General features: G+C 56.6%; 24 protein-coding genes. 8 read left to right on the forward strand and 16 right to left on the reverse strand.

Going from position 1 to position 21,526, the window contains the following annotated elements; all coding sequences use genetic code 11:
• Positions 1-15: 15 nt before the first annotated feature.
• The 13 genes from EAE_RS10295 to dagR form a co-directional block, all read right to left on the reverse strand.
• Entirely contained in the window at positions 16-294 is a 279-nt protein-coding gene (locus EAE_RS10295) for a BMC domain-containing protein (RefSeq protein WP_004146125.1), read from the reverse strand.
• A gap of 12 nt (positions 295-306) precedes the next feature.
• Positions 307-591 carry a BMC domain-containing protein gene (locus EAE_RS10300; protein WP_002442227.1) on the reverse strand — a complete coding sequence of 95 codons (285 nt, stop codon included), beginning with the start codon at positions 589-591 and terminating at the stop codon, positions 307-309.
• 17 nt (positions 592-608) lie between these two features.
• Positions 609-887: a BMC domain-containing protein gene (locus EAE_RS10305; RefSeq protein WP_012542984.1), complete on the reverse strand. Its 279-nt coding sequence runs from the start codon at positions 885-887 to the stop codon at positions 609-611.
• A gap of 445 nt (positions 888-1,332) precedes the next feature.
• Positions 1,333-1,851: a FidL-like protein gene (locus EAE_RS10310; RefSeq protein WP_015368469.1), complete on the reverse strand. Its 519-nt coding sequence runs from the start codon at positions 1,849-1,851 to the stop codon at positions 1,333-1,335.
• Positions 1,848-2,651 (reverse strand): winged helix-turn-helix domain-containing protein, encoded by an 804-nt coding sequence (locus EAE_RS10315; protein ID WP_015704262.1) that lies wholly within the window; start codon positions 2,649-2,651, stop codon positions 1,848-1,850. The genes EAE_RS10310 and EAE_RS10315 overlap by 4 nt, the downstream gene beginning before the upstream one ends.
• A 21-nt stretch (positions 2,652-2,672) precedes the next feature.
• On the reverse strand, positions 2,673-3,257 hold the full coding sequence (locus EAE_RS10320; protein ID WP_015704263.1) for a TetR/AcrR family transcriptional regulator: 585 nt from the start codon (positions 3,255-3,257) through the stop codon (positions 2,673-2,675).
• 166 nt (positions 3,258-3,423) lie between these two features.
• A complete protein-coding gene (gene dagF / locus EAE_RS10325) occupies positions 3,424-4,170 on the reverse strand; it encodes a 2-dehydro-3-deoxy-phosphogluconate aldolase (RefSeq protein WP_015704264.1) in 747 nt (248 codons plus the stop codon).
• A complete protein-coding gene (gene dgaE, locus EAE_RS10330; RefSeq protein ID WP_015704265.1) occupies positions 4,157-5,266 on the reverse strand; it encodes a D-glucosaminate-6-phosphate ammonia lyase in 1,110 nt (369 codons plus the stop codon). Before dgaE ends, dagF begins: the two co-directional genes overlap by 14 nt.
• A gap of 3 nt (positions 5,267-5,269) precedes the next feature.
• Positions 5,270-6,130 (reverse strand): PTS system mannose/fructose/sorbose family transporter subunit IID, encoded by an 861-nt coding sequence (locus EAE_RS10335; RefSeq protein WP_164926743.1) that lies wholly within the window; start codon positions 6,128-6,130, stop codon positions 5,270-5,272.
• On the reverse strand, positions 6,127-6,876 hold the full coding sequence (locus tag EAE_RS10340) for a PTS mannose/fructose/sorbose/N-acetylgalactosamine transporter subunit IIC (RefSeq protein WP_015368463.1): 750 nt from the start codon (positions 6,874-6,876) through the stop codon (positions 6,127-6,129). The genes EAE_RS10335 and EAE_RS10340 overlap by 4 nt, the downstream gene beginning before the upstream one ends.
• Positions 6,877-6,901: 25 nt before the next feature.
• Positions 6,902-7,387, reverse strand: a complete 486-nt coding sequence (locus tag EAE_RS10345; protein ID WP_015368462.1) for a PTS sugar transporter subunit IIB — start codon at positions 7,385-7,387, stop codon at positions 6,902-6,904.
• A gap of 10 nt (positions 7,388-7,397) precedes the next feature.
• Positions 7,398-7,826, reverse strand: a complete 429-nt coding sequence (locus EAE_RS10350; protein WP_015368461.1) for a PTS sugar transporter subunit IIA — start codon at positions 7,824-7,826, stop codon at positions 7,398-7,400.
• Between the two features lie 119 nt (positions 7,827-7,945).
• Positions 7,946-10,747 carry a transcriptional regulator DagR gene (gene dagR / locus EAE_RS10355; RefSeq protein WP_047058081.1) on the reverse strand — a complete coding sequence of 934 codons (2,802 nt, stop codon included), beginning with the start codon at positions 10,745-10,747 and terminating at the stop codon, positions 7,946-7,948.
• A gap of 177 nt (positions 10,748-10,924) precedes the next feature.
• Between dagR and fosA the strand changes: the two genes are divergently transcribed.
• Positions 10,925-11,344, forward strand: a complete 420-nt coding sequence (gene fosA / locus EAE_RS10360; RefSeq protein ID WP_015704268.1) for a FosA5 family fosfomycin resistance glutathione transferase — start codon at positions 10,925-10,927, stop codon at positions 11,342-11,344.
• Between the two features lie 157 nt (positions 11,345-11,501).
• On the opposite strand, the gene EAE_RS10365 is transcribed toward fosA, so the two are convergent.
• The 3 genes from EAE_RS10365 to EAE_RS10375 all read right to left on the reverse strand — a co-directional run bounded on the left by EAE_RS10365 (position 11,502) and on the right by EAE_RS10375 (position 15,608).
• Positions 11,502-12,845, reverse strand: coding sequence for an APC family permease (locus tag EAE_RS10365; protein ID WP_015704269.1), 1,344 nt, complete (start codon positions 12,843-12,845; stop codon positions 11,502-11,504).
• Positions 12,835-13,752: an acetamidase/formamidase family protein gene (locus EAE_RS10370; RefSeq protein WP_015704270.1), complete on the reverse strand. Its 918-nt coding sequence runs from the start codon at positions 13,750-13,752 to the stop codon at positions 12,835-12,837. The genes EAE_RS10365 and EAE_RS10370 overlap by 11 nt, the downstream gene beginning before the upstream one ends.
• A gap of 443 nt (positions 13,753-14,195) precedes the next feature.
• Positions 14,196-15,608, reverse strand: coding sequence for an aminotransferase-like domain-containing protein (locus EAE_RS10375; RefSeq protein WP_015704271.1), 1,413 nt, complete (start codon positions 15,606-15,608; stop codon positions 14,196-14,198).
• 177 nt (positions 15,609-15,785) lie between these two features.
• On the opposite strand from EAE_RS10375, the gene EAE_RS10380 reads away from it, so the two are divergent.
• The 7 genes from EAE_RS10380 to EAE_RS10410 all read left to right on the forward strand — a co-directional run bounded on the left by EAE_RS10380 (position 15,786) and on the right by EAE_RS10410 (position 21,501).
• A complete protein-coding gene (locus EAE_RS10380) occupies positions 15,786-15,950 on the forward strand; it encodes a DUF1127 domain-containing protein (protein WP_015704272.1) in 165 nt (54 codons plus the stop codon).
• Positions 15,951-16,098: 148 nt separating this feature from the next.
• The gene (locus EAE_RS10385; protein WP_015368454.1) at positions 16,099-16,563 is read left to right on the forward strand and encodes a MarR family winged helix-turn-helix transcriptional regulator; all 465 of its coding nucleotides are present in this window, start codon (positions 16,099-16,101) and stop codon (positions 16,561-16,563) included.
• A 6-nt stretch (positions 16,564-16,569) separates the two neighbouring features.
• Positions 16,570-17,637, forward strand: coding sequence for an HlyD family secretion protein (locus tag EAE_RS10390; protein WP_015704273.1), 1,068 nt, complete (start codon positions 16,570-16,572; stop codon positions 17,635-17,637).
• Positions 17,627-18,691, forward strand: coding sequence for a DUF2955 domain-containing protein (locus EAE_RS10395; RefSeq protein WP_015368452.1), 1,065 nt, complete (start codon positions 17,627-17,629; stop codon positions 18,689-18,691). Before EAE_RS10390 ends, EAE_RS10395 begins: the two co-directional genes overlap by 11 nt.
• A 542-nt stretch (positions 18,692-19,233) precedes the next feature.
• On the forward strand, positions 19,234-19,917 hold the full coding sequence (locus EAE_RS10400; RefSeq protein WP_015704274.1) for a nucleoside recognition domain-containing protein: 684 nt from the start codon (positions 19,234-19,236) through the stop codon (positions 19,915-19,917).
• Positions 19,910-20,377 (forward strand): YjiG family protein, encoded by a 468-nt coding sequence (locus EAE_RS10405; protein WP_015704275.1) that lies wholly within the window; start codon positions 19,910-19,912, stop codon positions 20,375-20,377. The genes EAE_RS10400 and EAE_RS10405 overlap by 8 nt, the downstream gene beginning before the upstream one ends.
• A 20-nt stretch (positions 20,378-20,397) precedes the next feature.
• On the forward strand, positions 20,398-21,501 hold the full coding sequence (locus EAE_RS10410; protein ID WP_015704276.1) for a M20 peptidase aminoacylase family protein: 1,104 nt from the start codon (positions 20,398-20,400) through the stop codon (positions 21,499-21,501).
• Positions 21,502-21,526 lie beyond the last annotated feature (25 nt).

Genomic DNA, 21,526 nt, shown 5'->3' on the forward strand with positions numbered 1-21,526 from the left:
GCGCGCCCTGTCAGGTCATGCTTTGTGCTGCGCCGCGATTTTTTCGATGTCGTTATGTGGACGCGCAATGACGCGAGAGCTGACGACTTCGCCGATGCGTTTCGCCGCTTCCACGCCGGAGTCGACCGCCGCGTTGACCGCGCCGACGTCGCCTTTCACCATTGCGGTGACGAGGCCGGAACCGACGTTTTCATAACCGATAAGCTCGACGTTGGCGGCTTTACACATCGCGTCCGCGGCTTCAATGCAGGCCACCAGACCTTTGGTTTCGATAAGACCAAGCGCTTCTTTCATCAGGTTTCTCCGTTAGTCCGCAATTTTGTAATGCGAGACGATTTTGTTGATGTCGTTATGCGGACGGGCGATAACCAGCGAGGTCACCACTTCGCCGATGCGCTGCGCCGATTCCACACCGGAATCCACCGCTGCTTTCACCGCGCCGACGTCGCCTTTCACCATCGCGGTGACCAGGCCGGAGCCGACGTTTTCATAGCCGATAAGCTCGACGTTGGCGGCTTTACACATCGCGTCCGCCGCTTCAATGCAGGCCACCAGACCTTTGGTTTCAATCAGACCTAATGCATCACCCATTTGCGTTCTCCTGGCCTTCAGGCCTTGTGTTTAATGACGATTTTGTTGATGTCGTTATGTGGACGCGCGATGACCAGCGAGGTCACCACTTCGCCGATGCGCTGCGCGGATTCCACACCGGAATCCACCGCCGCTTTTACCGCGCCGACGTCGCCTTTCACCATCACGGTGACAAGGCCAGAGCCGACGTTTTCATAGCCGATCAGTTCGACGTTGGCGGCTTTACACATCGCGTCCGCTGCTTCAATACAGGCCACCAGACCTTTGGTTTCGATAAGCCCCAATGCATCACCCATCGTGATTTCCTCCAGAACAGGTTTTGTTATTCGGGAAAACCGTCCGCGTAACGGCATCAACACGCGGAAGCGGCGTTCGGGGTTCACTATAGGGAATGGGGAAAGAAGTGAAATTTAAATCCGTGAGGATGAATATTTTAGGTTTTTACTCTGTGATTTAGCCTTATTTAGCCTTCTGTTTATCTGTTCGTTCTGTTTTATGCGTATTGATTTTTATGATGATATGGCGCTTTTTTAGGCTATTTATCGGCGAGAGGTGAATGTTAATAAGATGCTAATTACTTGCCAGCGGTTAGTAATATAGCCATGGGATAATTGTGGGTATGCTCATGTTTTGGCGTCGAAGCTAAATGCAAAACGTGCGCTTTTAGCATCGTGGAAAGAGGGGCAATAATGGCGCGTGAGCGAGGGCGCATTTTCCTCGCGGCGGTACAGGGGGGACGGGTTAGTTAAGCGTGCTGCCGGACTTCAGCGTGCAGATGTAGAGCGGCGAGTTGATAGAACTCAGCAGGATAGCTTTGTCGTTAAGCTTCTGCGCGTTGAGGAACAGGCCATCGTGGCTGTCGGACATCTCGCGCATGAAGTAGTCGAAGATGACATTCGGCGATTCGTCGATGGATGAGGCGCTGGATTCCCATTTTTTAATGCGGTAGTGGCGTTCGGTTGCCGAGATGCGTTGGCTGGTGTAGCTGAATTTGACGTAGCGCTGCAGGTAGAGCCAGCCGGCGGCGGAGTCGGTATAGCCTTCCACCACCATCGAACCGTTGCCGTTGGCGGCAAAATTAAAATGAATATTGCCGTTCACATTCTCTTTTTCCATGTTCTCAAAACGCATGATTGCTTTGGTGGAACAGCTCATCACGCCGTCGTTGGCATCCGGCAGCAGGCGCCAGGCGCTAAACCCGGCGGCGGCGATAAACGCGAGGGCGGAAAGGGCGAAAAAGGGGCGGGGCGCGAGTCTCATTGCGGCTTCCAGGAGTAGTAAAAGTAGTTATCGCAATAGCTAAATGGGTTGTCTTCGTGCATCGCGCAGTGGGCGAGAAATACCCGGCCCAGGCCGTTAGTCTCCAGCCGGTCGCCGTAGAAGAAAACGAAACGCTCCCCCGGCTTGCAGCTGAGCTTCAGCCGCTGACGCACCTCATCAAAATTCTTACCGTAGGCCGTGGCGGAAACCGAACGCAGCATTTCATCGCTGGCCAGCAGTTCGCACTGGCTGTGGCTCATCAGCGTCAGATTGATTGGCCGGGCGACGTGGGTGCCGGCGAGACTAAATGCCACCAGCAGCAGGGCGATGAGCAGCAGACAGCCGCCGGCCAGATACCAGCACATACCGCGCGCATGTAGAGAAGCGGCGGGCGGCGTCGGCGCCGCAGCGGGGGCGGCTTCATCAGGCGTAGCGCATGTGAGAACGGCATCGGCGGGCGTCGGCTCGGCGTCGAGCAGTTCGATGCTGAGATCCTGATTCAGCTGCAGCATGCCGCGCGACACGGTGACAATAATGTTATCGATATCGTAGTGGCGGAAGGTTTTGCGCAGCATGCTCAGGTATTGATTGAGATTGCTGTTGGATGAGGTTAAGCCGTTATCGTCCCAGACCTTTTTCAACACTTCATCGCGACTGACAACGCCGGTATGGCGAAGAAAGAAATAGAGCAGCGCGTTGGCGGTAATGGATAGCTGACTATCCGGCTCATTGCCGCCCGGTAATGTTAGGGTGCCGTCCGTTGCGTCATAAATGAGACGGGCATTGATGTTGTAGCGCATCGCGGCCTCACTCTACTCGCTTCACGCGGGAAGCGTCATTTTTGTCAGATCGTTTACCAGCGCCTGGCGGTGTTCGCTGCTCATGGTGCGCCCTTCGGTCAGTTCCGATAACCAGATGCCGTCGGCGGCATAGCGCACCAGCGTGCCGGTCGGGCCGTTATCGAGCGCATCGCCCTGCGCCAGATGATCCAGCATCCAGTCGCGCCAGCATTTTCGCAGCACCGGTTCGTCGGGCATCGCCAGCGACAGCACCATCAGTTGCCGGCTTTCGTGGGTATCCGTCAGCTCCGGGTTGGACAGATAGCGCAAATAGGCGCGGGTAAAGCGCCCGTAAGCGATGTTATCGGCGGCCATCAGCTCGCTAATCGCCTTTTCCATAATCGCCAACAGCCGGGCGAACAGGGCGAAAATTAGCGCCTGTTTATTGGGAAAATGGTGCATGAGCCCGCCTTTGCTGACGCCAGCTTCGCGGGCGACGGCGTTCAGCGACAGGGCGGCGATACCGTCCCGGCCGGCAATCATCGCTGCGGATTCAAGCAGTTGACGATGCAAACGGACGGGGTCTTTTTTACGATGCTGGGCTTCCATGTTCATGGCCCGGATCATACCGACCAGACGGTATGATTATTCTTGATCGCTATCAATATGAGAGGGCGCTTTGCACGGCGGGATGCTGTTATTGCGTGGAGGCTCACAGATTGACAGTGACCTTCAGCAGATCAGGCAGTTAGCGCGTGCGGTAATAGTGGCCTACACCGCACGCGCGGGGGGATTAATCGACCAGTTCCTTGACGATGTTCATCAGAGCATGGACATCTTGCGGGCGGGTATTGCCGCTTTGCGGATCGATAATGGAGCTGTACACGTGTGGCATGATCTGCGCGACGCCGGCCTGCAGGCAGGTTTGCAGAATCAGCGCAAAGTTATCGAGATCGATGCCCCCGGTGGGCTCAATCAGCGTCATACCGTTTTCTGCCGCGCTTTGGGCGAGCGCTTTCAGCTCCGCCAGCGACTTTTCGCCGCCCATCGGGAAAAATTTAGCCGCGTGCGCGCCCATATCCTGCATCATTCTGACCGCCGCATCGCAGGAAACCTGGGCCGGGGTGCCCTTGGCGCTGCGCACGCCGGTGGAGATACGTACTTTACCGGGCGTGCCGCTGGGGCTGACCAGCGCATTAATAAAGGTTTGCTGGCCTCCGGTCGCCGCCAACGCCCCGGCGGCAAAGCCGCTGCCGGTGAAGGTCTGGTTGACGTGAGCGGGGTGGACCTGCGCGGCGATCATTGCTGCTTTGTAAAACTGCGCCGGGTCGCCGGCGCCGAGACCGACGGAAATAGAAGGCACTTCCGCCATCCAGCGGCGCACTTCTGCAACGCCTTGTTCGACGCTGGTAAATTGCGCCGAGAGTACGCCAATCACTGCGTGCCCTTCGGCGGCTTCATGGATTTCCCGGGCGTTGGCGATGTCCTTGGCCAGCACATTAATCGCCACTCGCTGGCGATAAAAGTTAATCCGCTGCATGCTGCGTAATCTCCTGTAAGCGCGCGACGATGAGCGACATTTCTCCTTCGCCGACGGTGCGGGGGTCAAGGCTAAAATGGCCCTCATGCAGATAGTAGCGGCGGGCGTAAATAGCGATATCGCCGCCGCGTAGCTGAGCTTCAACCTCACGGGCGCTGAGTCCCAGTTCATTGGCGTCGACGGTGACCCGAATGCGCCAGATGGCGCGACCGGCTTCATCCTGCTCGATATCGGCGCACAGGCCGGGTAGCGCGGAAATCGCCTCGGCGAATGGACGCAGCGCGGCGGCGTCAGGCGCCGGCGCCGCCGTCCGGTAACGGTCCAGCGCGTAGACGAGACCGACCATATTCTCTTTGCCGATTTTCATCGCCCGCGCGATACCGTGGTGCTGGGCTTTACAGGCGGCGATCCAGTTGCGCTTGCCGCTAATAAAGCCTGAGGTTGGGGCGTTAAAGGCTTTCGCCCCGCTGTAGATAACCATGTCCGCGCCGCTGGCAACCCACTGGCGCAAGTCTTCTTCGGCGGCGGCATCGACGATCAGCGGCAGATTATGCTGGCGGGCAACCTGCACAAAATCGTCAATGCCGAGCATGCCTTTCTGCACGCAGTGGTGCGATTTCACATACAGAAGCGCCGCCGTACGTGCGTTCACCGCGCTCTCCAACTGCCAGCGCGCCGCCAGATTGCTGGAGCCGACTTCGACAATGCGCCCGCCGCCGAGGCGGATGGCGCTGGTGATTGGCGCGCCGTAATCGACATTATGCCCGCGCAGTATCACTATCTCGTTCGGCCACTGGCCGCTGTCCGGCATCTGCGCCACCTTTTCCGGCTCGCCGCGGGTGATCGCCGCCGCGACGGCGATAGCGATACCGGCGGAGGCGCAGGAGGTGATATAGCTGTCTTCCGCGCCGGTGTGGGCGGAAACCAGCTCGCCCGCACGGTCGGTTAATTTATCGATTTCGACGAAGGCCCCCGCCGCCTGCGCGGTGGCCTGCATCACTTGCGGGTCGACGGCGGACACGCCGAGGATGGTCATTTTGCCGCAGGCGTTAATCACCCGTTTTAAGCCCAGTTGCTGGTAGATGTTGCCGTTCATGATTTACAGCACTCCCAACAGCGAGCAGACGATGCTGATAGCGACGATTGACAGTAAAATGGTGGTGTAGCGCGGCCCTTTTTTCAGTAAGTAGAAATAGATAGCGAACACTGCCGCCAGCGGCAGCAGGCCGGGGGCAATCGAGTCGAGGATCTGCTGGACCACCACTTCCGAGCCTTTAAGCGCGCTGATTTTCAGCGGGGTGGTGATTTTGACGTAGCTTGCCGACAGCGCGCCCATCATGATGAGACCCAGCACGTTGGCACCGTAAATCAATTCTTTAATTCGCCCCCCTTGCAGCAGGCCGATAATGGAGTCACGGCCCAGGGTGTAGCCTTTATGCACCAGTACGTAGCTTATCGCCATAGTGATCGCCGGGTAGAGGATCAGCGGGGCGATCCCGCCGAACGCGCTGCCGCTGGCGGCGAAGGGGATGAAAATGGCAATCAGCAGCGGCATCACCGCGGCCCAGATGATCGAGTCGCCCATCCCGGCCAGCGGCCCCATCAGGCCGGTTTTGATCCCGGTGATTGAAGCATCGCTGATCGGCTCGCCGCGGGTTTTCTGCTCTTCCATGGCGATGGAGATACCCTGGATAACCGAGCCGAAAGTCTGTTCCGAGTTAAAGAAGTTCAGGTGACGTTTGAGCGCCTCGGTCTGCTCCTCTTTTCCCGGGTACAGCTTTTTGATGATGGGCGTCATTGAGGCGCAGAAAATCAGGCTCTGCAGACGTTCGTAGGAGCTGGATACCTCCGCCCCCAGCCAGTAAATCAGCCAGGCCTTGGTGATATCGGCTTTGCTCAGCGCCTGGGTTTCGCGGGCGCGTTCAACCAGTTCATGTTCCATTACATCGCTACTCATCATGCAGCTCCTTCATTTTTGGCCAGGCCTTTAATCAGGAAGGCGACGCAGGTGCCGAAAATCGCCATCGCCATGATGTCCACCTTCAGGTAGAGCACCGCGAAAAATCCGCCGATAAACCACGGCAGCAGGCTCTTTTTGCCGATCACCATGATGGTGATGGCAAAGCCCAGCGCCGGCAGGATACCGCCCATAATTTCAAACGAGTGGGTCAGCCAGTGCGGCATCAGTTTGAGGAATTTTTCCACTACGCTTTGGCCAAAGTAGTTGGCGGCGAAGACCACCGGGAAGCGCAGCACCAGCCCCAGCAGCGCCGGATAGATAAAGGCGCAGCGCATGATGCCCGCCATGTTGGCGCTTTCGGCGTGTTTGTCGGCCATATGCACCCACGCGGCGTTGAGCGTGCGGCGCAGCTGATCGAGGAATACCCCGATGACGCCAAACGGGATTGCCAGCGCGATCGCCAGGTTGGGCTCCATCCCGGCCTTCACGGCGATCGGAATGGCGATACAGGCGGCCAGCGCCGGGTCCGACGGCACGTTGCCGCCAGGCGTGGAGGTCACTCCAAGATAGACCAGCTGCATACCCGCGCCGATGATCATCGCGGTTTTCATATCGCCCAGCAGCAGGCCGACGAATACGGCGATCACCACGGGCTGTAGCAACATGGCGGAGAAGGTATAGCCTAAACGTAATCGGGCGAACCAGTAATACAACCCCATCAGGCTCGCAAAAAGTAAGGTATCCATAGTTTTTTACCTTTTTATCAACTGGTTAGAATTTTTTCAGGATGTCGTCCAGTGACTGTGGTTTATCTTCCGGGATGGTCTGAAAGAACACCTGAATGCCGCTATCCTTCAGAGCGCCGAGGATGCCGACATCTTTTTCATCAAGGGTGATGTTCTGGAACACGGCCTTGCGGTTCGGCCCGCCGCCCAGCCCGCCAACCTGAATCGTCTGCACGTCAAAGCCCAACTGGACGGCTTCCTGAACGGCCGACAGCGACGGGAACAGTACCAGCACATTGCCATCGCCGAGCTGATTCTCTTTCCAGGCGGCGGCGAAGCTGGCGTTGCCGTAACAGTCGACTTTGATGTTCGGCGGCGCGGCCATTAAATAGATATTTTTCATAAACGGATCGGCATCCAGCTCGTCGCTGACCACGGCGATACGATTGGCCTGCGACTGGCCGACCCATTTGGTGACGACCTGACCGTGGATCAGACGGCTATCGATACGACATAAAACGATTTTTGCCATGATGGGCTCCTTAAGAGGTTAACTGGTTCACGTGGGCGACAACGTCGCGGCAGCTGCTGCGTCCGGCTTCGACCAGCGCATTAACGCAGCCGGTGAGCGGACCCTGTTCGCGCAGATCCAACGCCTCCAGCAGCAGCGAGGCGTTGAGCCCGCAGACGACGGCGATGGGGTAATCCGCGCTCAGGCGCGCGGCGACGTTGGAGGTGGTGCCGCCGAGAAAATCGGTCAAAATCAGCGAGCCTGCCGGCATCGCCTGTACGGCCGCTTCGACGCGCTGATAAAACTCGCCGAGGGTATCGACCGGCATAAGCGCGATTTCGCTGACGCCGGCGATTTCGCCGGTCACCATGCGCAGACTGTCGCAAAGTTGCGTGCCCCAGCCGCCGTGCGTCAGCAGCAGAATCTGGGGTAACTGGGTGGTAGGTTCAGTGGATGACAAAGTGGCCTCCTGGCGCCGAATCGTTGACGCACTAATAAGAGCAAAGCGCGTGCCACAATTTGTGTCACCTACCAAAGAGGAAAGGGCTGGCGGGTCGCAAAGCCGCGCCAGAACAGGCGTTAACTAAATAATAATTCGTAGATATAAATGTACTCGGCATCGGATAAACGGATGGCGTAGGCCTCTTCAACCGGATGGAAAGCCGATTTGATGACACTAAATGCCTGAGCGTCCATATCCGGCCGCGTTTCCAGCGCCATCTGTAACGGTTTACGGTTAATCACGATACGCTCGACCATACAGCAGCAGTGGATCAGAAAGCGTAGTGTCACCTGGCGGTTAGGCGCGATGGCCAGCGCGTTCCTGAGATGGTTCAGGATCCCTTCCATTTCTTTTAATATGCGCTGCGGATTGAGCACCGAAATATGGTTGATAATGCTTTCCATGGTCAGGGCGCTGATAAACCGTGAAGCGCTGCGCTCCATCTCCAGACGACGTTCACTGCTGGACAAATCGGGGGTCAGCAGGCTGAGCACCAACTCCGGCCCCTGCTCGGAAAACAGCTCCTCCAGCGAGATAAACGGGATATCGGGCAGCCCCGGCTGGAATGTCCCGACAATACCCGCCAGCCGTTCATGCGCCCTGATCGCCTGCTGCAGGCGCTCCGGGCTGCGAACTTCGTTGTAATCGAGGATAACCATCCGGGTATCCTGCGACATCAGCTCGCCAAAGCTCTCCTCCAGCACCTTTTTGATTTTTTCCGCCGTGCCCATGCCGGTAATGCAGGAGATCACCAGCACCTTGCCGGCGTTCTCCTGCTGCGGCGTGCACAGCTGGCTGGCGATGCCTTTTTCCTGCATCAGATTGACCAACCGCGGCAGATCGCCGGTTTCGTAGCTGAGATCGAGACCGATCTCCAGCAGGCTGGTCAGGGTGATATTCGGCATCAGCAGGACATCAATCTGGAACAGTTTGCTGATGGTGCTACCGAAATGAACCAGCGATCCGATGTCTACCATCAGGATCAGCCGCTGCCAGCCTTTGCTGTGGATCAACTGGATCAGTTTTTCCAGCGTATCGTGCACCGATTGTTCGAACGGCATGTCGATAGCGTTGAACAATTCGCGCTCCAGCACCCGATTGACGTACTGCGCCATGCTGGTGGCGGTGGTGGCGCCATGGGCTATGAGGATCGCCCCGCAGTCCGGGCTGGCGTTGATGCGCTGGCGGTAATGGCGGCACTCTTTGAGGAACAGGCACAGCCAGACCACCTCGGTGGCCGGGCACTGGATGTGCAGCAGGTCGTTGATCTTCTTACATAACAGAGTGGCGTTATCGTATTCATCTTTGCAGCGATCGAGGATCAGGCTCGAAGAGTATAACTGCGGGATCAGGCCGCGTTGTACGTAGCTGATGAGAGCGAGAAAGTGTTTACGCAGCGGGTTGACCAGGTTTTCCGGCAGGGCGAAGCCGAGTACCTGCTCAACGTAACCGATCAGCAGATCCACCCGCTCTTCAATCCGATCGCCATAGCGCGGGGCATGGCTGGCGTTATCGCGGCTATAGAGGCCATATTCAAAAATCGAACTGAGCTTATTTTTAAGGATCGCCAGCGTCTCGGCGGGCGGCACGTTGCTGTTGCGCAGGTTAACGTACTCGCGGGTCAGGAAACTGTAGAACAGGTCGCTCTCCTCGACGCTGTCATCGGCCGCCGAACTTTTCAACTGCGGAAGAGTACGGGCATCGATGTTTAGCAGGGGACGGCCGTTAAACAGCGCATCGACCAGCTGTCGTTGCTCCGGCGTGGTATTGATCGGGCCGTCCGCCAGTTTGCTATCCAGTAGCAATACTTCGTTATGGGCCGCCATCCCCGAGGCCCATGCCTGGGCGCACAAAAACTGGATATCGCTTTTGAGCTGGCCGATATTGCCCTCCAGCGGCTTGTTCAGCAGCCATAGCAGCAAGGTTTTATCGATACTCACCGTGCGTTCGATCTTGCGGCTTTCACGTTGTAAAAAGCCGATGATCAGTTCAATCTGCTCTTCTACCGAACGCTGGCGGATACCTGGCAAATCGATAGCCACCTGGATACGCCGCTGGAAGGTACGTAAGAGCGATGAGCTGACGGGCTCGGTGGTGGCGCAGATCAGACGGACGGCGATATTGCGCGCCGGGCCGCTGGCGCCGAGCGGGCGATATTCGCCTTTATCCAGCAGCGAGAAGAGCTTTTCCTGCCCTTCATAGGGCAGGCGATGCACTTCATCCAGCAGCAGATAGCCGCCGTCGGCCTGTTCGATCAGCCCGCTTTTGTTTTCCGTCGCCCCGGTAAAGGCGCCCTGGCGGTGGCCAAAGAGATGCGATGACAGCAGCTCCGGGTTGTTGGCGTATTCGGCGCAGTTGAAGTAGACCAGCGGCGGCCGTTTTTCACCGGCATGCTCGCAGGCGTAGCGGTGCATTAGCTCGGCAAAAAAGGTTTTACCCACGCCGGAGGGGCCGGTCAGCAGGACGTGCAGGCCGTGGGGATACAGCACCGCGGCTTTCCCTTTTTCCACGGCATCGTGCAGGCTGCGATCGTGGCCGATCAGCATGGCGAACGGGTCGACAGCCTTATTGTTATCTTGTGGCTGCGGCAGGAGATCGGCGAGCGTTGCCGGCTCGCGTTCGCTTTCCGTCAGCATACGGTCGAGCAGCGTTTCCGTCGTCCGGCGATGTAAAAAGAACACCGGGCGGCCGCGCGTTTTAATCACCAGCCCGTCACTCCATAGCTGATTGAGATCTTTACTCACCGAGTTGCGCGCCAGCCCGAGGTTAAAGCCGATTTGCTCTGCGGTGAAGGCGTTCGAGCCCCTGGCTAAATCCTCCAGCGTCACGGCCTGGCTCAGCCTCTCCAGCTCCCGCAGTACTATCTCAATACGTCTCATCTCATTACCGGGTTGTTCAATGTCGATAGTTGAGAACATACACTATTACGCGGCGTCAGAAAGAGACCGGGGGCGAAGTTGCCGGTCTTAGCGGCCAGCAGGATGTCCTTTCGCTGCCACAATGGTGGTTTAGGGTGGGATTGGGTATGGTTAGCGCATCTCACCGGAGGAACAGATATGTTGAGCGGATTAAATCATCTGACCCTGGCGGTCAGCCAGCTGGCGCCGAGCGTGGCGTTTTATCATCAGCTACTCGGCATGACGCTGCACGCGCGCTGGGATAGCGGCGCGTATCTTTCCTGCGGCGATCTGTGGCTGTGCCTGTCGCTGGATCCGCAGCGGCGCGTCACTCCGCCGGAGGAGAGCGACTACACCCATTATGCGTTTAGCATCAGCGAGGCGGATTTCGCCAGCTTTGCCGCCCGTCTTGAGGTCGCTGGCGTAGCGGTATGGAAGCTAAACCGTAGCGAAGGCGAATCGCACTATTTCCTCGACCCCGACGGCCACAAGCTGGAGCTACATGTTGGCAACCTCGCCCAGCGCCTGGCCGCCTGCCGCGAGCAGCCGTATAAGGGGATGGTGTTTTTTGGCGAGTGATAGAGAGGCTCCCGGAGGCGGCGCTTGCCGCGCCTTTTCGGGGCTACCGGCCCGTAAACGGCTGTGAACCAGTAGCCCCGCTAAGCGCAGCGCGAGCGGGGAAATACTCAGGGGCGTCGGGCCCGCAAATAGCGGCGAGCCCGACGCCCAGTGATGTTTACCCTTCCAGATTCAGCTCCACGTTGCGCTTAAGCACCAGACGCATAATGGCGTAATAGACCACGCCGACGGCCAGCCAGCTCAGGCCGAGCACTTTGGCTTCAACATCCATCTCATAAATGACAAAGCCGATAATGCACAGCCCAATCACCGGGAAGAGCAGGTGCATCACCAGATTGCGCGACTTTTGGCGGATCAGATAGTGGTTGATCACCGCCACGTGCAGCACCAGGAAGCCCATCAGCGCGCCGAAGTTCACCAGCCGACTGAGGTTGTCGATATCGCCGTAGAACCAGAGACCGGAAACCAGTGAAATCAGCGCGACAAATAAGGTACTGACATACGGGGTTTTCAGGCGTGGATGCACCTTCGCCAGCAGCTGCGGGAGCTGCTTATCGCGGGCCATCGCAAACAAGATGCGTGAAACCGCCGCCTGGGCAACCAGCGCGTTGGCGATCCCCCAGGAAATCACCGTGGACCACATGGTGACGTATTTCAGCCATTGGCCGCCGGCCAGATTGGCGGTGTCGTAGAACGCGGTATCGAGGCTGCCAAATTTCATACCCTGCGCCAGATCCGCGGCAATCCAGGTCTGGACAATGAACAGCGTCCCCACCAGCATCAGGGCGCCTAACGAGGCCTTGCCGACGGTATCGACGCCGCCTTTGGTTTCTTCCGACAGCGTCGATATACCATCGAAGCCGAGGAAAGAGAGTACGGCAATCGAGACTGCGCCCATCACCAGCGGCAGGCTGAATTTATCGGCATTAAACAAGGGGTCGAGCGTCAGGTGGCCTGCCCCGGCTCCGGAATAAAGTGCAATCAATCCCAGCACCACAAAAATCGCGAGGACCACGATTTCAGCAACCAAAATGGTATTATTCGCTCGCGCGGTAAAGGTAATGCCGCGTAAGTTAATCAGGCTGTTAATCGCGATAAAGCCGATAATCCAGACCCAGCCCGGAACGCCCGGCAGCATCGGCCCCAGCGCCGCCGCGCTGACGATATACAGCAGCGATGGCACCAGAATGTAGTCCAGCAATATCAGCCAGCCGGCAAAAAAGCCGACGATAGGGTGTATTCCGCGCTGAGCGTAAGCGTATACCGAACCGGAAACCGGGAATGCGCGCGACATCGACCAGTAACTCATGGCGGTGAAAAACATTGCCACCATGCCGATCAGATAAGCCAGCGCCACCATGCCCTGCGCGCCATCCCAGACGTAGCCGAAGACGCCGAAAGGGGCGATGGGCACCATAAAAATCATGCCGTAAACCAGCAGATCGCGGAAGGTCAGCGCTCGATGGAGCTCCTGTTTATAGCCGAACTGTTCAACGCTCATGCTTGCCCCCATCAATCGACAGAGAAAGCTGTTTGGCGACCGTTTTCGGCAGCGCGTAGCGGCAGGTTTTCAGCGGATCAACGACCTGGCAAATTTGTAGGTCTCCGGCGATGCTCAGCACGTTGATCGCCTCAGCCAGCGTTAATGCGGTATTGTCGGCGATGAAATGGGCCATATTACGTGCCGCAAGGGCTGCCGCATCGTCTAGGGTAACGGCGGAGGCGAGGGTGAAAATCGTTTCGTTGTTTTCCAGCATCGGTAAGGGTAGCTGACGGTTTTTAACAACGGTTAACTCGACGAGGACTTCGCCCGGTACTTCCAGACCGCAGACAGACACTTCGCCATCCCCCATCGCGGCGTGCAAATCACCCAGCCCGAATAGCGCGCCGGGCACGTTGACCGGCAACCACAGCGTGCTGCCGGCGGCGATCATTTTGCAGTCCATATTGCCGCCGTGACTATCCGGCGTGCCGCAGGATATGGGTTCTCCTGCTGGAGCAACGCCAATGACGCCGATCATCGGCTTCAATGGCACGCGCACGTTCCCCGGGAGGACCGCATGATCCTCGACGATTGGGACGATGGTGACCGTGGGCTCATGCAGTTCATCACCAATGACGCCGAGCTGCGGCGCGGTCACCATCACCGCCTGTTGAGCCGTCAGGGTGATGCGTTTGATGCTGACTTTTAAGCAATCGCCCGGCTCTGCGCCTTCAATAAAGACGGGGCCGGTCGCCGGGTTAATGCGCTGCCAGTCCAGTTCATTAAAGACGGCATCGGCTGAGGTGATTTGATCGGAGAAGCAGTCGCAGGTTTCGAATAACACTTCACTTCCACTGTTGACGGTGGCGAAAGGAACGTTATCGCGCGACATGGCGTAAACCACCCGATCTTTGGTTATTTTCATTAGATTCATCCCGGTAATATTGTTGTGTTTTTTTATTTGGTATTTCCCGTCGGGGAAAGGGTGAATGTATCGGGAATATCGCAGGAAGGCAATTATGAGTGGCCTAAGAGTGTTTGCGGTGATTATTATTTAAAATCAAAATTTTATACTTGGTTGTATTAAATATAATAAAGTGGTGTATCTAATGTTTTTTTGTTTATTGTCTTATTCACTATAGCTAATTTCCTGATTTTTACTGCTCACCTGCTTATTTTGCAGCATATTATGCCAAGTATAATTAAATTGGCGATCCGCGAGATACACCCATAGTAATTATCAATAACTCTTACTATTTTCGCCAGCACTTCGACTGAGCAGAGAAGAAGATAGCAATCTCTTGCCTGGCAACGAGCTGGCGCAGGTGATAAACCCATCGCTCCGGTGAGTACAGCGTCAGCGGAAAATCACTCCATCGCCACCTTCACCGCTTCCCCCAGTTTGACCATCACCTCTTTATGCTTCTCAATCGGCGGCAGGGCGCAGTTGATCCTTAAGCAGTTGCGATACTTCCCGGATGCTGAAAACAGCGATCCCGGCGCGACCTGGATCTTCAGCCGACACAGCTGCTTGGCGACGCAGACCATATCCACCTGCTCCGGTAGCTCGACCCACAGCATAAAGCCGCCTTTCGGCCGGGTAACGCAGATGCCGCAGGGGAAAAACTCCCGCAGCCAGCAGGTATAGATCTCCATATTACGCTGATAGATCTGCCGCATCCGCCGCACGTGGCGGTGGTAATGGCCTTCGCGAATAAAGTTACAGGCCGCCAGTTGGGTGGAGGGGACGTTAGTACCGCTGGCGGCGTACTTCATCTGTAGCAGGCGATCGTAGTAGCGTCCGGGGGCAATCCAGCCGATGCGCAGGCCGGGGGCAATGGTTTTGGTAAACGAGCTGCAAAGTATCACCCGACCGTCGATATCCCATGAATGAATCGTACGCGGGCGCGGGTATTCGGTCGCCAGCTCGCCGTAAATATCATCCTCGAAAATCACGATATCGTGGCGCTGGGCAAGGGACAGCACCGCGCGTTTGCGCGAGTCAGGCATGATGTATCCCAGCGGATTGTTGCAGTTAGGCACCAGGATCACCCCTTTGATTGGCCACTGATCCAGCGCCAGTTCTAAGGCCTCGATGCTGATCCCGGATTCCGGATCGGTTGGGATCTCAATGGCTTTCAGCCCCAGGCCGCGCAGTATCTGCATGGTGCCGTAGTAGCAGGGGGATTCGACGGCGACAATATCGCCGGGATGACACACCGATAGCAGCGCCAGCGATAATGCGTTGTGGCAGCCGCTGGTGATCAGCAGATCGTCGGCGGTGACGACTGAGCCGCCGTCGAGCATCAGGCGGGCGATCTGTTCGCGCAGTTCGCGACGCCCGGCCAGCTCGTCGTAGTTAAGCACTTCGCTGAGGTTGTGCTGAATTGCCCGGCTCAGTTCGCGCCAGATAGGCTTAAGGCTTGGTTGGGTGACGTCCGGCGAACCGCCGCCAAAGGTGATGATCGATTTATCGTTGCGCGCATCGAGCATGGTCAACACCTGGTCCCACTGGGTGATCTCCACCGGGCGCTGCACCGGGCGCGACATCGGCGGCACCGGCGCCTGGGCTTTGCGCGGGGCGACGAAATAGCCGGAGCGCGGCTGCGGCACGATCAGCTGTTGCTGTTCCAGCGTCTGGTAGGCCTGCTGAACGGTACTAATGCTGACGCCATGCTCCTGGCTCAGGCTGCGCACCGACGGCAACTTTTCGCCGTGGCGATACAGACCTTGTTCGATACGCTCAGCCAGCAGGCTGGCCAGATGTTGATAACGGGTCATGCTGTATCCTTAATTATCGCCATACAGATAGATAAACCAGTACAGATGGCGGTCAAAAATGGGGCATGGTGTACGTTTTAGCCAATCTGTATGTTAAAGAAAAGTGTTTTTTGAATCTGTATTGTTCAGGCCCGGATCCGTGAAGATAAAGCCTCTGGCAAGGCGAGGAGGTAGAGGATGGAATTTCACGAGAATCGGGCAAAACAGCCGTTTATCGGCTGGGTATTTCTGGCGCGAGCAATTAGAAAATGGTGGCTTCGTGGGCAAACGCGCAAAATATTGCAGCGAATGAGCGACGAACAGCTGAAAGATGTCGGGTTGCGCCGGGATCAGATTAATTAAAAAGTGCTTTTTGGTAGCCCCGGTGAGCGTCAGCGCCACCGGGGAATTACATTCACAAAATTTATCAATTGATGCTTCTACATCCTTCGTTTCTTGATACTTACCCTGATAAGTATTATTTTCCCCACAGCTAAGTGAGGAAAGTAACATGACCGAAGACGAACTGTTTGCCCGCCGCCCGATGGGGATGCGCATGGCGATGGTGGTGCGCCAGTGGCGCGCGATTATCGACAGCGCCATTACCGATACCGGCCTGACCCAGTCAAGCTGGACGGTGCTGATGCAGCTGCATCAGCTGGGGTGCAACGTCTCGGTAAGCGAACTGGCGGAAGTGCAGGGTATTGAACTGCCGCCGCTAATGCGCACCCTCACGCAGCTGGAAAAGCAGGGGTATCTACTGCGCTCAACATCGCCATACGACAAGCGCATCCGCCTGCTTACGCTGACGGCAGAAGGCCGTACCATCCTGGAAAAGCTGAACCGCGTCATTGAGACTTATCAACGGCGCGTGACGGAAACCATCCCCGATGCGGATCTCGACACCTTCAGCGCCACGTTAAATCAAATCGCCTGCAACTTGCGGACAATCCGCGAAGAAGATAACAAGATCTAAAACACTATGATGACGCCAGAACAAAAATTTGCCCGCTGGGTAAGGGTAAGTATTGCCGCTTTCCTGGTGATATTCGCCTGGTTTATCGTTGCCGATATCTGGATCCCGCTAACCCCGGATTCCACCGTGATGCGCGTGGTGACTCCGGTCTCGTCGCGGGTCTCCGGCTACGTCTCGCACGTCTACGTGCACAACAATAGCCAGGTGAAAAAGGGCGATCTGCTGTATGAGCTCGATCCCACGCCATTCATTAATAAAGTTGAAGCGGCGCAAATCGCCCTGCAACAGGCCAAACTGAGCAACCAGCAGTTGGATGCGCAAATCGCCGCCGCTCGCGCCAACCTGCGCACCGCGCAGTACACCGCGCGTAATGACAAAGTCACTCTCGACCGCTACCAGCGCCTGAGCACCATGCAAAACGTGTCGCAATCGGATCTCGATAAGGTGCGCACGACATGGCAGACCAGCGAACAATCGGTCAGCGCCCTGAATGCGCAAATTCAGAACCTGCTGATCCAGCGCGGCGAGCGCGACGACAAGCGCAACGTGACGCTGCAGAAATACCGCAACGCGCTGGAAGAGGCGCAGCTCAACCTCGGCTGGACCCAGGTGCGCGCCGAGACCGACGGTATGGTCAGCAACCTGCAGCTTAACCCGGGAATTTACGCCACCGCCGCCACCGCCGTGCTGGCGCTGGTTAACAACAACACCGATATCGTCGCCGACTTTCGTGAAAAAAGCCTGCGCCATACGGCGGTGAATACCGATGCGGCGGTGGTTTTCGATGCCCTGCCGGGTAAAGTGTTCCCGGCGCACGTGACCAGCAGCGACGCCGGTATTCTTGCCGGTCAGGAAGCGGTGAATGGCCAACTGTCGCAGCCTGAGCAGTCTACCCGCTGGGTGCGCGATGCGCAGCGCATGCGGATTCACGTCGCGCTGGATCAACCTCTGGATAAGCCGCTGCCGACCGGCGCCCGCGCCACCGTCCAGTTGTACAATAGCGACGGCCCCTTCGCCCGCACCTTTGCCGGCCTGCAGATCCACCTGGTGAGCTGGTTGCACTATGTCTATTAACACCCTGGCGCACGTCTTTACCCCGCACGGCAATATCGTCTATACGGCCAATGATTTTCGCCAGACGGTACGCATTGCCGTTGCCGGGACCATCGCGCTGAGTATTTCGACCTTCTACGACGTGCAGTACGGCGTGTTTTTCGTCGTTTATCCGCTGATGCTGATGTCGCTGGTGCCGGTATTCAACCGCCACGTCGCCCGGCAGTTTGTGTTCAGCGCGGCGGTCAATTGCGTCGAAATGGTGCTCATCGTTGGCTATCTGTCGCAGTGGCCGGTGATCATGACGTTAGTTGTGTTCGGTCTGTATGTGATGCGCTTTCGCTTCATGAGCCAGGGGCCGCTGTTCCTGCTGGGGTCGATGGGCGTGGTGTGCCAGAGCACGATGCTCAATTTTATGAGCTATCCCACCAGCAACTGGCACACGCTGATGTTCTCCAATATGGAGGCCTGCGTGATGGCGGTGGCGCTGAGCGCGCTGCTGCACTATTTGATCCCGGATGTTGAACCGCGTAAGCCGCCGCCGCGCATAGAGAAAGACGCCGCGCGGATCCGTCATGAATCGCTGCTTTCCGGCACGGTTGCGACCATTATCTTTGTGATCTTTCAGATCTGCGATCTGAGCGATTCGCTATCGGCGCTGATGGCCGGGGTACTGATCCTGTTCCCGATGCATTATCGCGGCGCGGTAATCAGCTCGATCTGGCGTGTGGCGGGGGTGGTACTGGCTTGTCTGTACATTCTGGTGGTGCAGCTGATTATCTATGATTTCAGCAACCACATGATCCTGATGATGCCGTTGATTGGTCTTGGTCTGGCCTTTAGCGCCCGCCTGCACGTGATGGAAAAAGTGGGCGCGGGCGTGGGATTCGCCAGCATCACCACTATCGGTATTATGTTTGGCCAGAATCTGCATCCGAATCAGGATCTGGTGTTCAGCGATCTGTACCGTATTACTTCAGTCACGGTATCGCTGGTGGCGACGCTGACCATGGTGTTTCTGGTCCATCGGGTACTGAACTGCTTCGCGCCGACTCGCTTTGTAGTGAGTGAATGACGTCACATCGTCAGGCCCTGCCGGCAATGGGATGATCGCCAGGGATAGCCCGCAAAATGCCGTGGGCTATCGCTTTCCGGACGGCAAACTCAGTCATAAAAGATCCCCGCAATATCGGCTGCCCGGCTAGTTATATACCCGTCATACTTCAAGTTGCATGTGCGTTGGCTTTCCTCGCTCACCCCAGTCACTTACTGGAGTAAGCTCCTGGTGATTCCCTGCGTCGCCGCCTTCCTGCAACTCGAATTATTTAGGGTATAGATAATCATCATTCGTGCAGAAAATAGAAAAGGAGAAAAAACGGGAGTAAGCCATCATGAAATAAGGCAGTAGTCGCAGTGGTTGCCAAAAATAAGATATCGATATGCCACAAAAAAGATAAATAAGTAAGGTGCATGCATTCTGGTGAATTTTCGGAAAAAGGCCCGTGTCTTATTTATTGCAGGATGTCTTATATCAACGTTATAAATAAAAAAGCAATACATTAAAAAACTGCCAAATTATAAACAACTAACAGATATTTCATGATGTGAGGATAGGGTATGAGTGAAAATAAAACGTTGGAACGTTCCTCCAACGACGCGACAAATGAGTGGCGGGTTGGGGCGGGAGCATGGGTCTCGCTGGTCGTGGTGTTATTAGTGTTCTCCGGGTTGCTTTTTAAAGTGGAAGGAATGGCCTGGCTGGGGGCCTTTGACTTCACCACCCTGGGGGGCGCGTTTGGCACGATGAAGACCCCGGAAACCAACACTTTCATCGGTAGCGGCGGCATCAGCGCTAAGGCCGGTTTCCTCTTTGCGCTATCGCTGGTTCCAACGGTAATGTTGGCGCTGGGTTTGTTGGAAATTTTTACCCACTATGGCGCAATACGCGCGGCGCATAAACTGTTGACACCGCTATTACGTCCGTTACTGGGGATCCCGGGTTATACCGGTTTGGCGCTGATTACCGATCTACAAAGCACCGATGCCGGCGCCGCGTTGACCAAAGAACTGTATGACAGTAAAAAAATCAGTCGTAAAGATGTGGTGATCATGGGGGCATGGCAATATTCCGGCGCCGGTCTGATTAATAACTATTTCTCAATTGGTTCAGCGCTTTTTGCATCATTAACCATTCCTATTATTATTCCGCTGCTTTTAATGTTTGTCCTGAAATTCGTTGGTGCGGCAATCACCCGTTTGGTTTTAAATACCGCCTACAAAGGGGACTTTGATAATGAATAATTCGCCAAAAGTCGCCAGTAACCCGTTTGATATTTTTGTTATTGGCGCACGTAAAGGATTTAATATCGCCATCAATAACCTGATGCCGAATGTATTAATGGCGTATGTGATTGCCGAAATGCTTAATTTGCTCGGGGTGATGCAGTTAATCGGCCAGCTATGCGCACCGCTGATGGGGCTGTTTGGCCTGCCGGGCGAAGCGATTACCGTGTTGCTGACCTCGTGGCTTTCCGCCTCGGCGGGGACCGGGGTTGCTGTCAGCCTGTTGAGTAAAGGCACCCTCAACGTGGCGGACATCACCATCCTGATCCCGGCAATCTTTCTGATGGGATCGCAGCTACAGTATATGGGGCGGCTGCTTGGGGTGGCGGATGTACCGAAAAAGTATTGGCCGCTGCTGATGGCGGTGAGCATTATCAACGCCGTCATCGCCATGTTGGTCATGCGCGTGATTGCATAATAAAAGGCAAGGAGTCAGTCGTGTCGCGAACGTTAGAACATTTCAATTATCTGCATCAAATTCCTGAGCTGGGCTTTGAGGAGTACAAAACTTCGGCTTACATCGGCGATACCTTAGAGGCGGCGGGATTCAGAGTTCACCGCCATGTTGGCGGGACCACCGGGATTGTCGCCGAAATCGATAGCGGCGAACCAGGGCCTGTGGTGGCGCTGCGGGCAGATATGGATGCGCTGGGCCATATTATCGATGGGCGCTTAGAGGCCCGCCATACCTGCGGCCATGATGGTCACTCCTCGGTGGTATTAACCGCCGCTGAAGAGATCCTCGCCGAGAGGATGGTAAAACGCGGCAAGTTAAAAGTGTTATTTCAACCTGCCGAAGAGCTGGGTACGGGGGCGATTGCGTTAACGGAGGCCGGGGTACTTGATGACGTGGAAATGTTATTTGGCTTCCACCTCCGGCCACTGGAAGAGTGTCCGATGGGCAAGGCCGTTCCGGCGATGTACTACTCCGCCTCCGCGACGGTGATGGTTGATTTTCACGGCAAAGCCGCCCATGCCGCTCGCCCCCATCTGGGCATAAACGCGTTGGATGCCGCTTCGCATGCGGTACAGGCGGTGAATGGCATCCATCTGGCGCCTTCACTCACCTGGAGCGCGAAAGCGACGCGTTTTCTTTGCGATGCGGGCGTCACCAATTCTGTGCCGGAGAACGCGCACGTCTGTTGGGATCTACGCTGTGAGGAAAATGACGGCATGGCGACGCTCAAAGAGCGGGTGGTGAGAGCGATTGAGAGCAGCGCCGCAGCATATGGCGCCAGTGCGGATATCCGGATCGTCAAAGAGATGCCGGCGGCGATTATCGATGAAGACGCCACGGCTATCGTGAGCCAGGCAATTCGCGAAACCTTTGGCGAGGCGGGCTTAACGGCCGCGAAGAGTACGCCGGGTAGCGAGGACTTTTTTCACTACCTGCGTTTGCGCCCGGCGGTGAAAGGCGGCTTCTGGGGGCTGGGCTGCAACCTGCAGCCGGGCCTGCATCATCCGGAGATGCATTTCGATCGCGCCGCGCTGGCAGATGGCGTGCGGGTATTCAAATCCTGCGTTCGCCAGCTGTTGGGCTGAGGCTAAGCTGCCAGCCCCCCGGTAG

This window comes from Klebsiella aerogenes KCTC 2190 (assembly GCF_000215745.1).
GTDB classification, from domain to species: domain Bacteria; phylum Pseudomonadota; class Gammaproteobacteria; order Enterobacterales; family Enterobacteriaceae; genus Klebsiella; species Klebsiella aerogenes.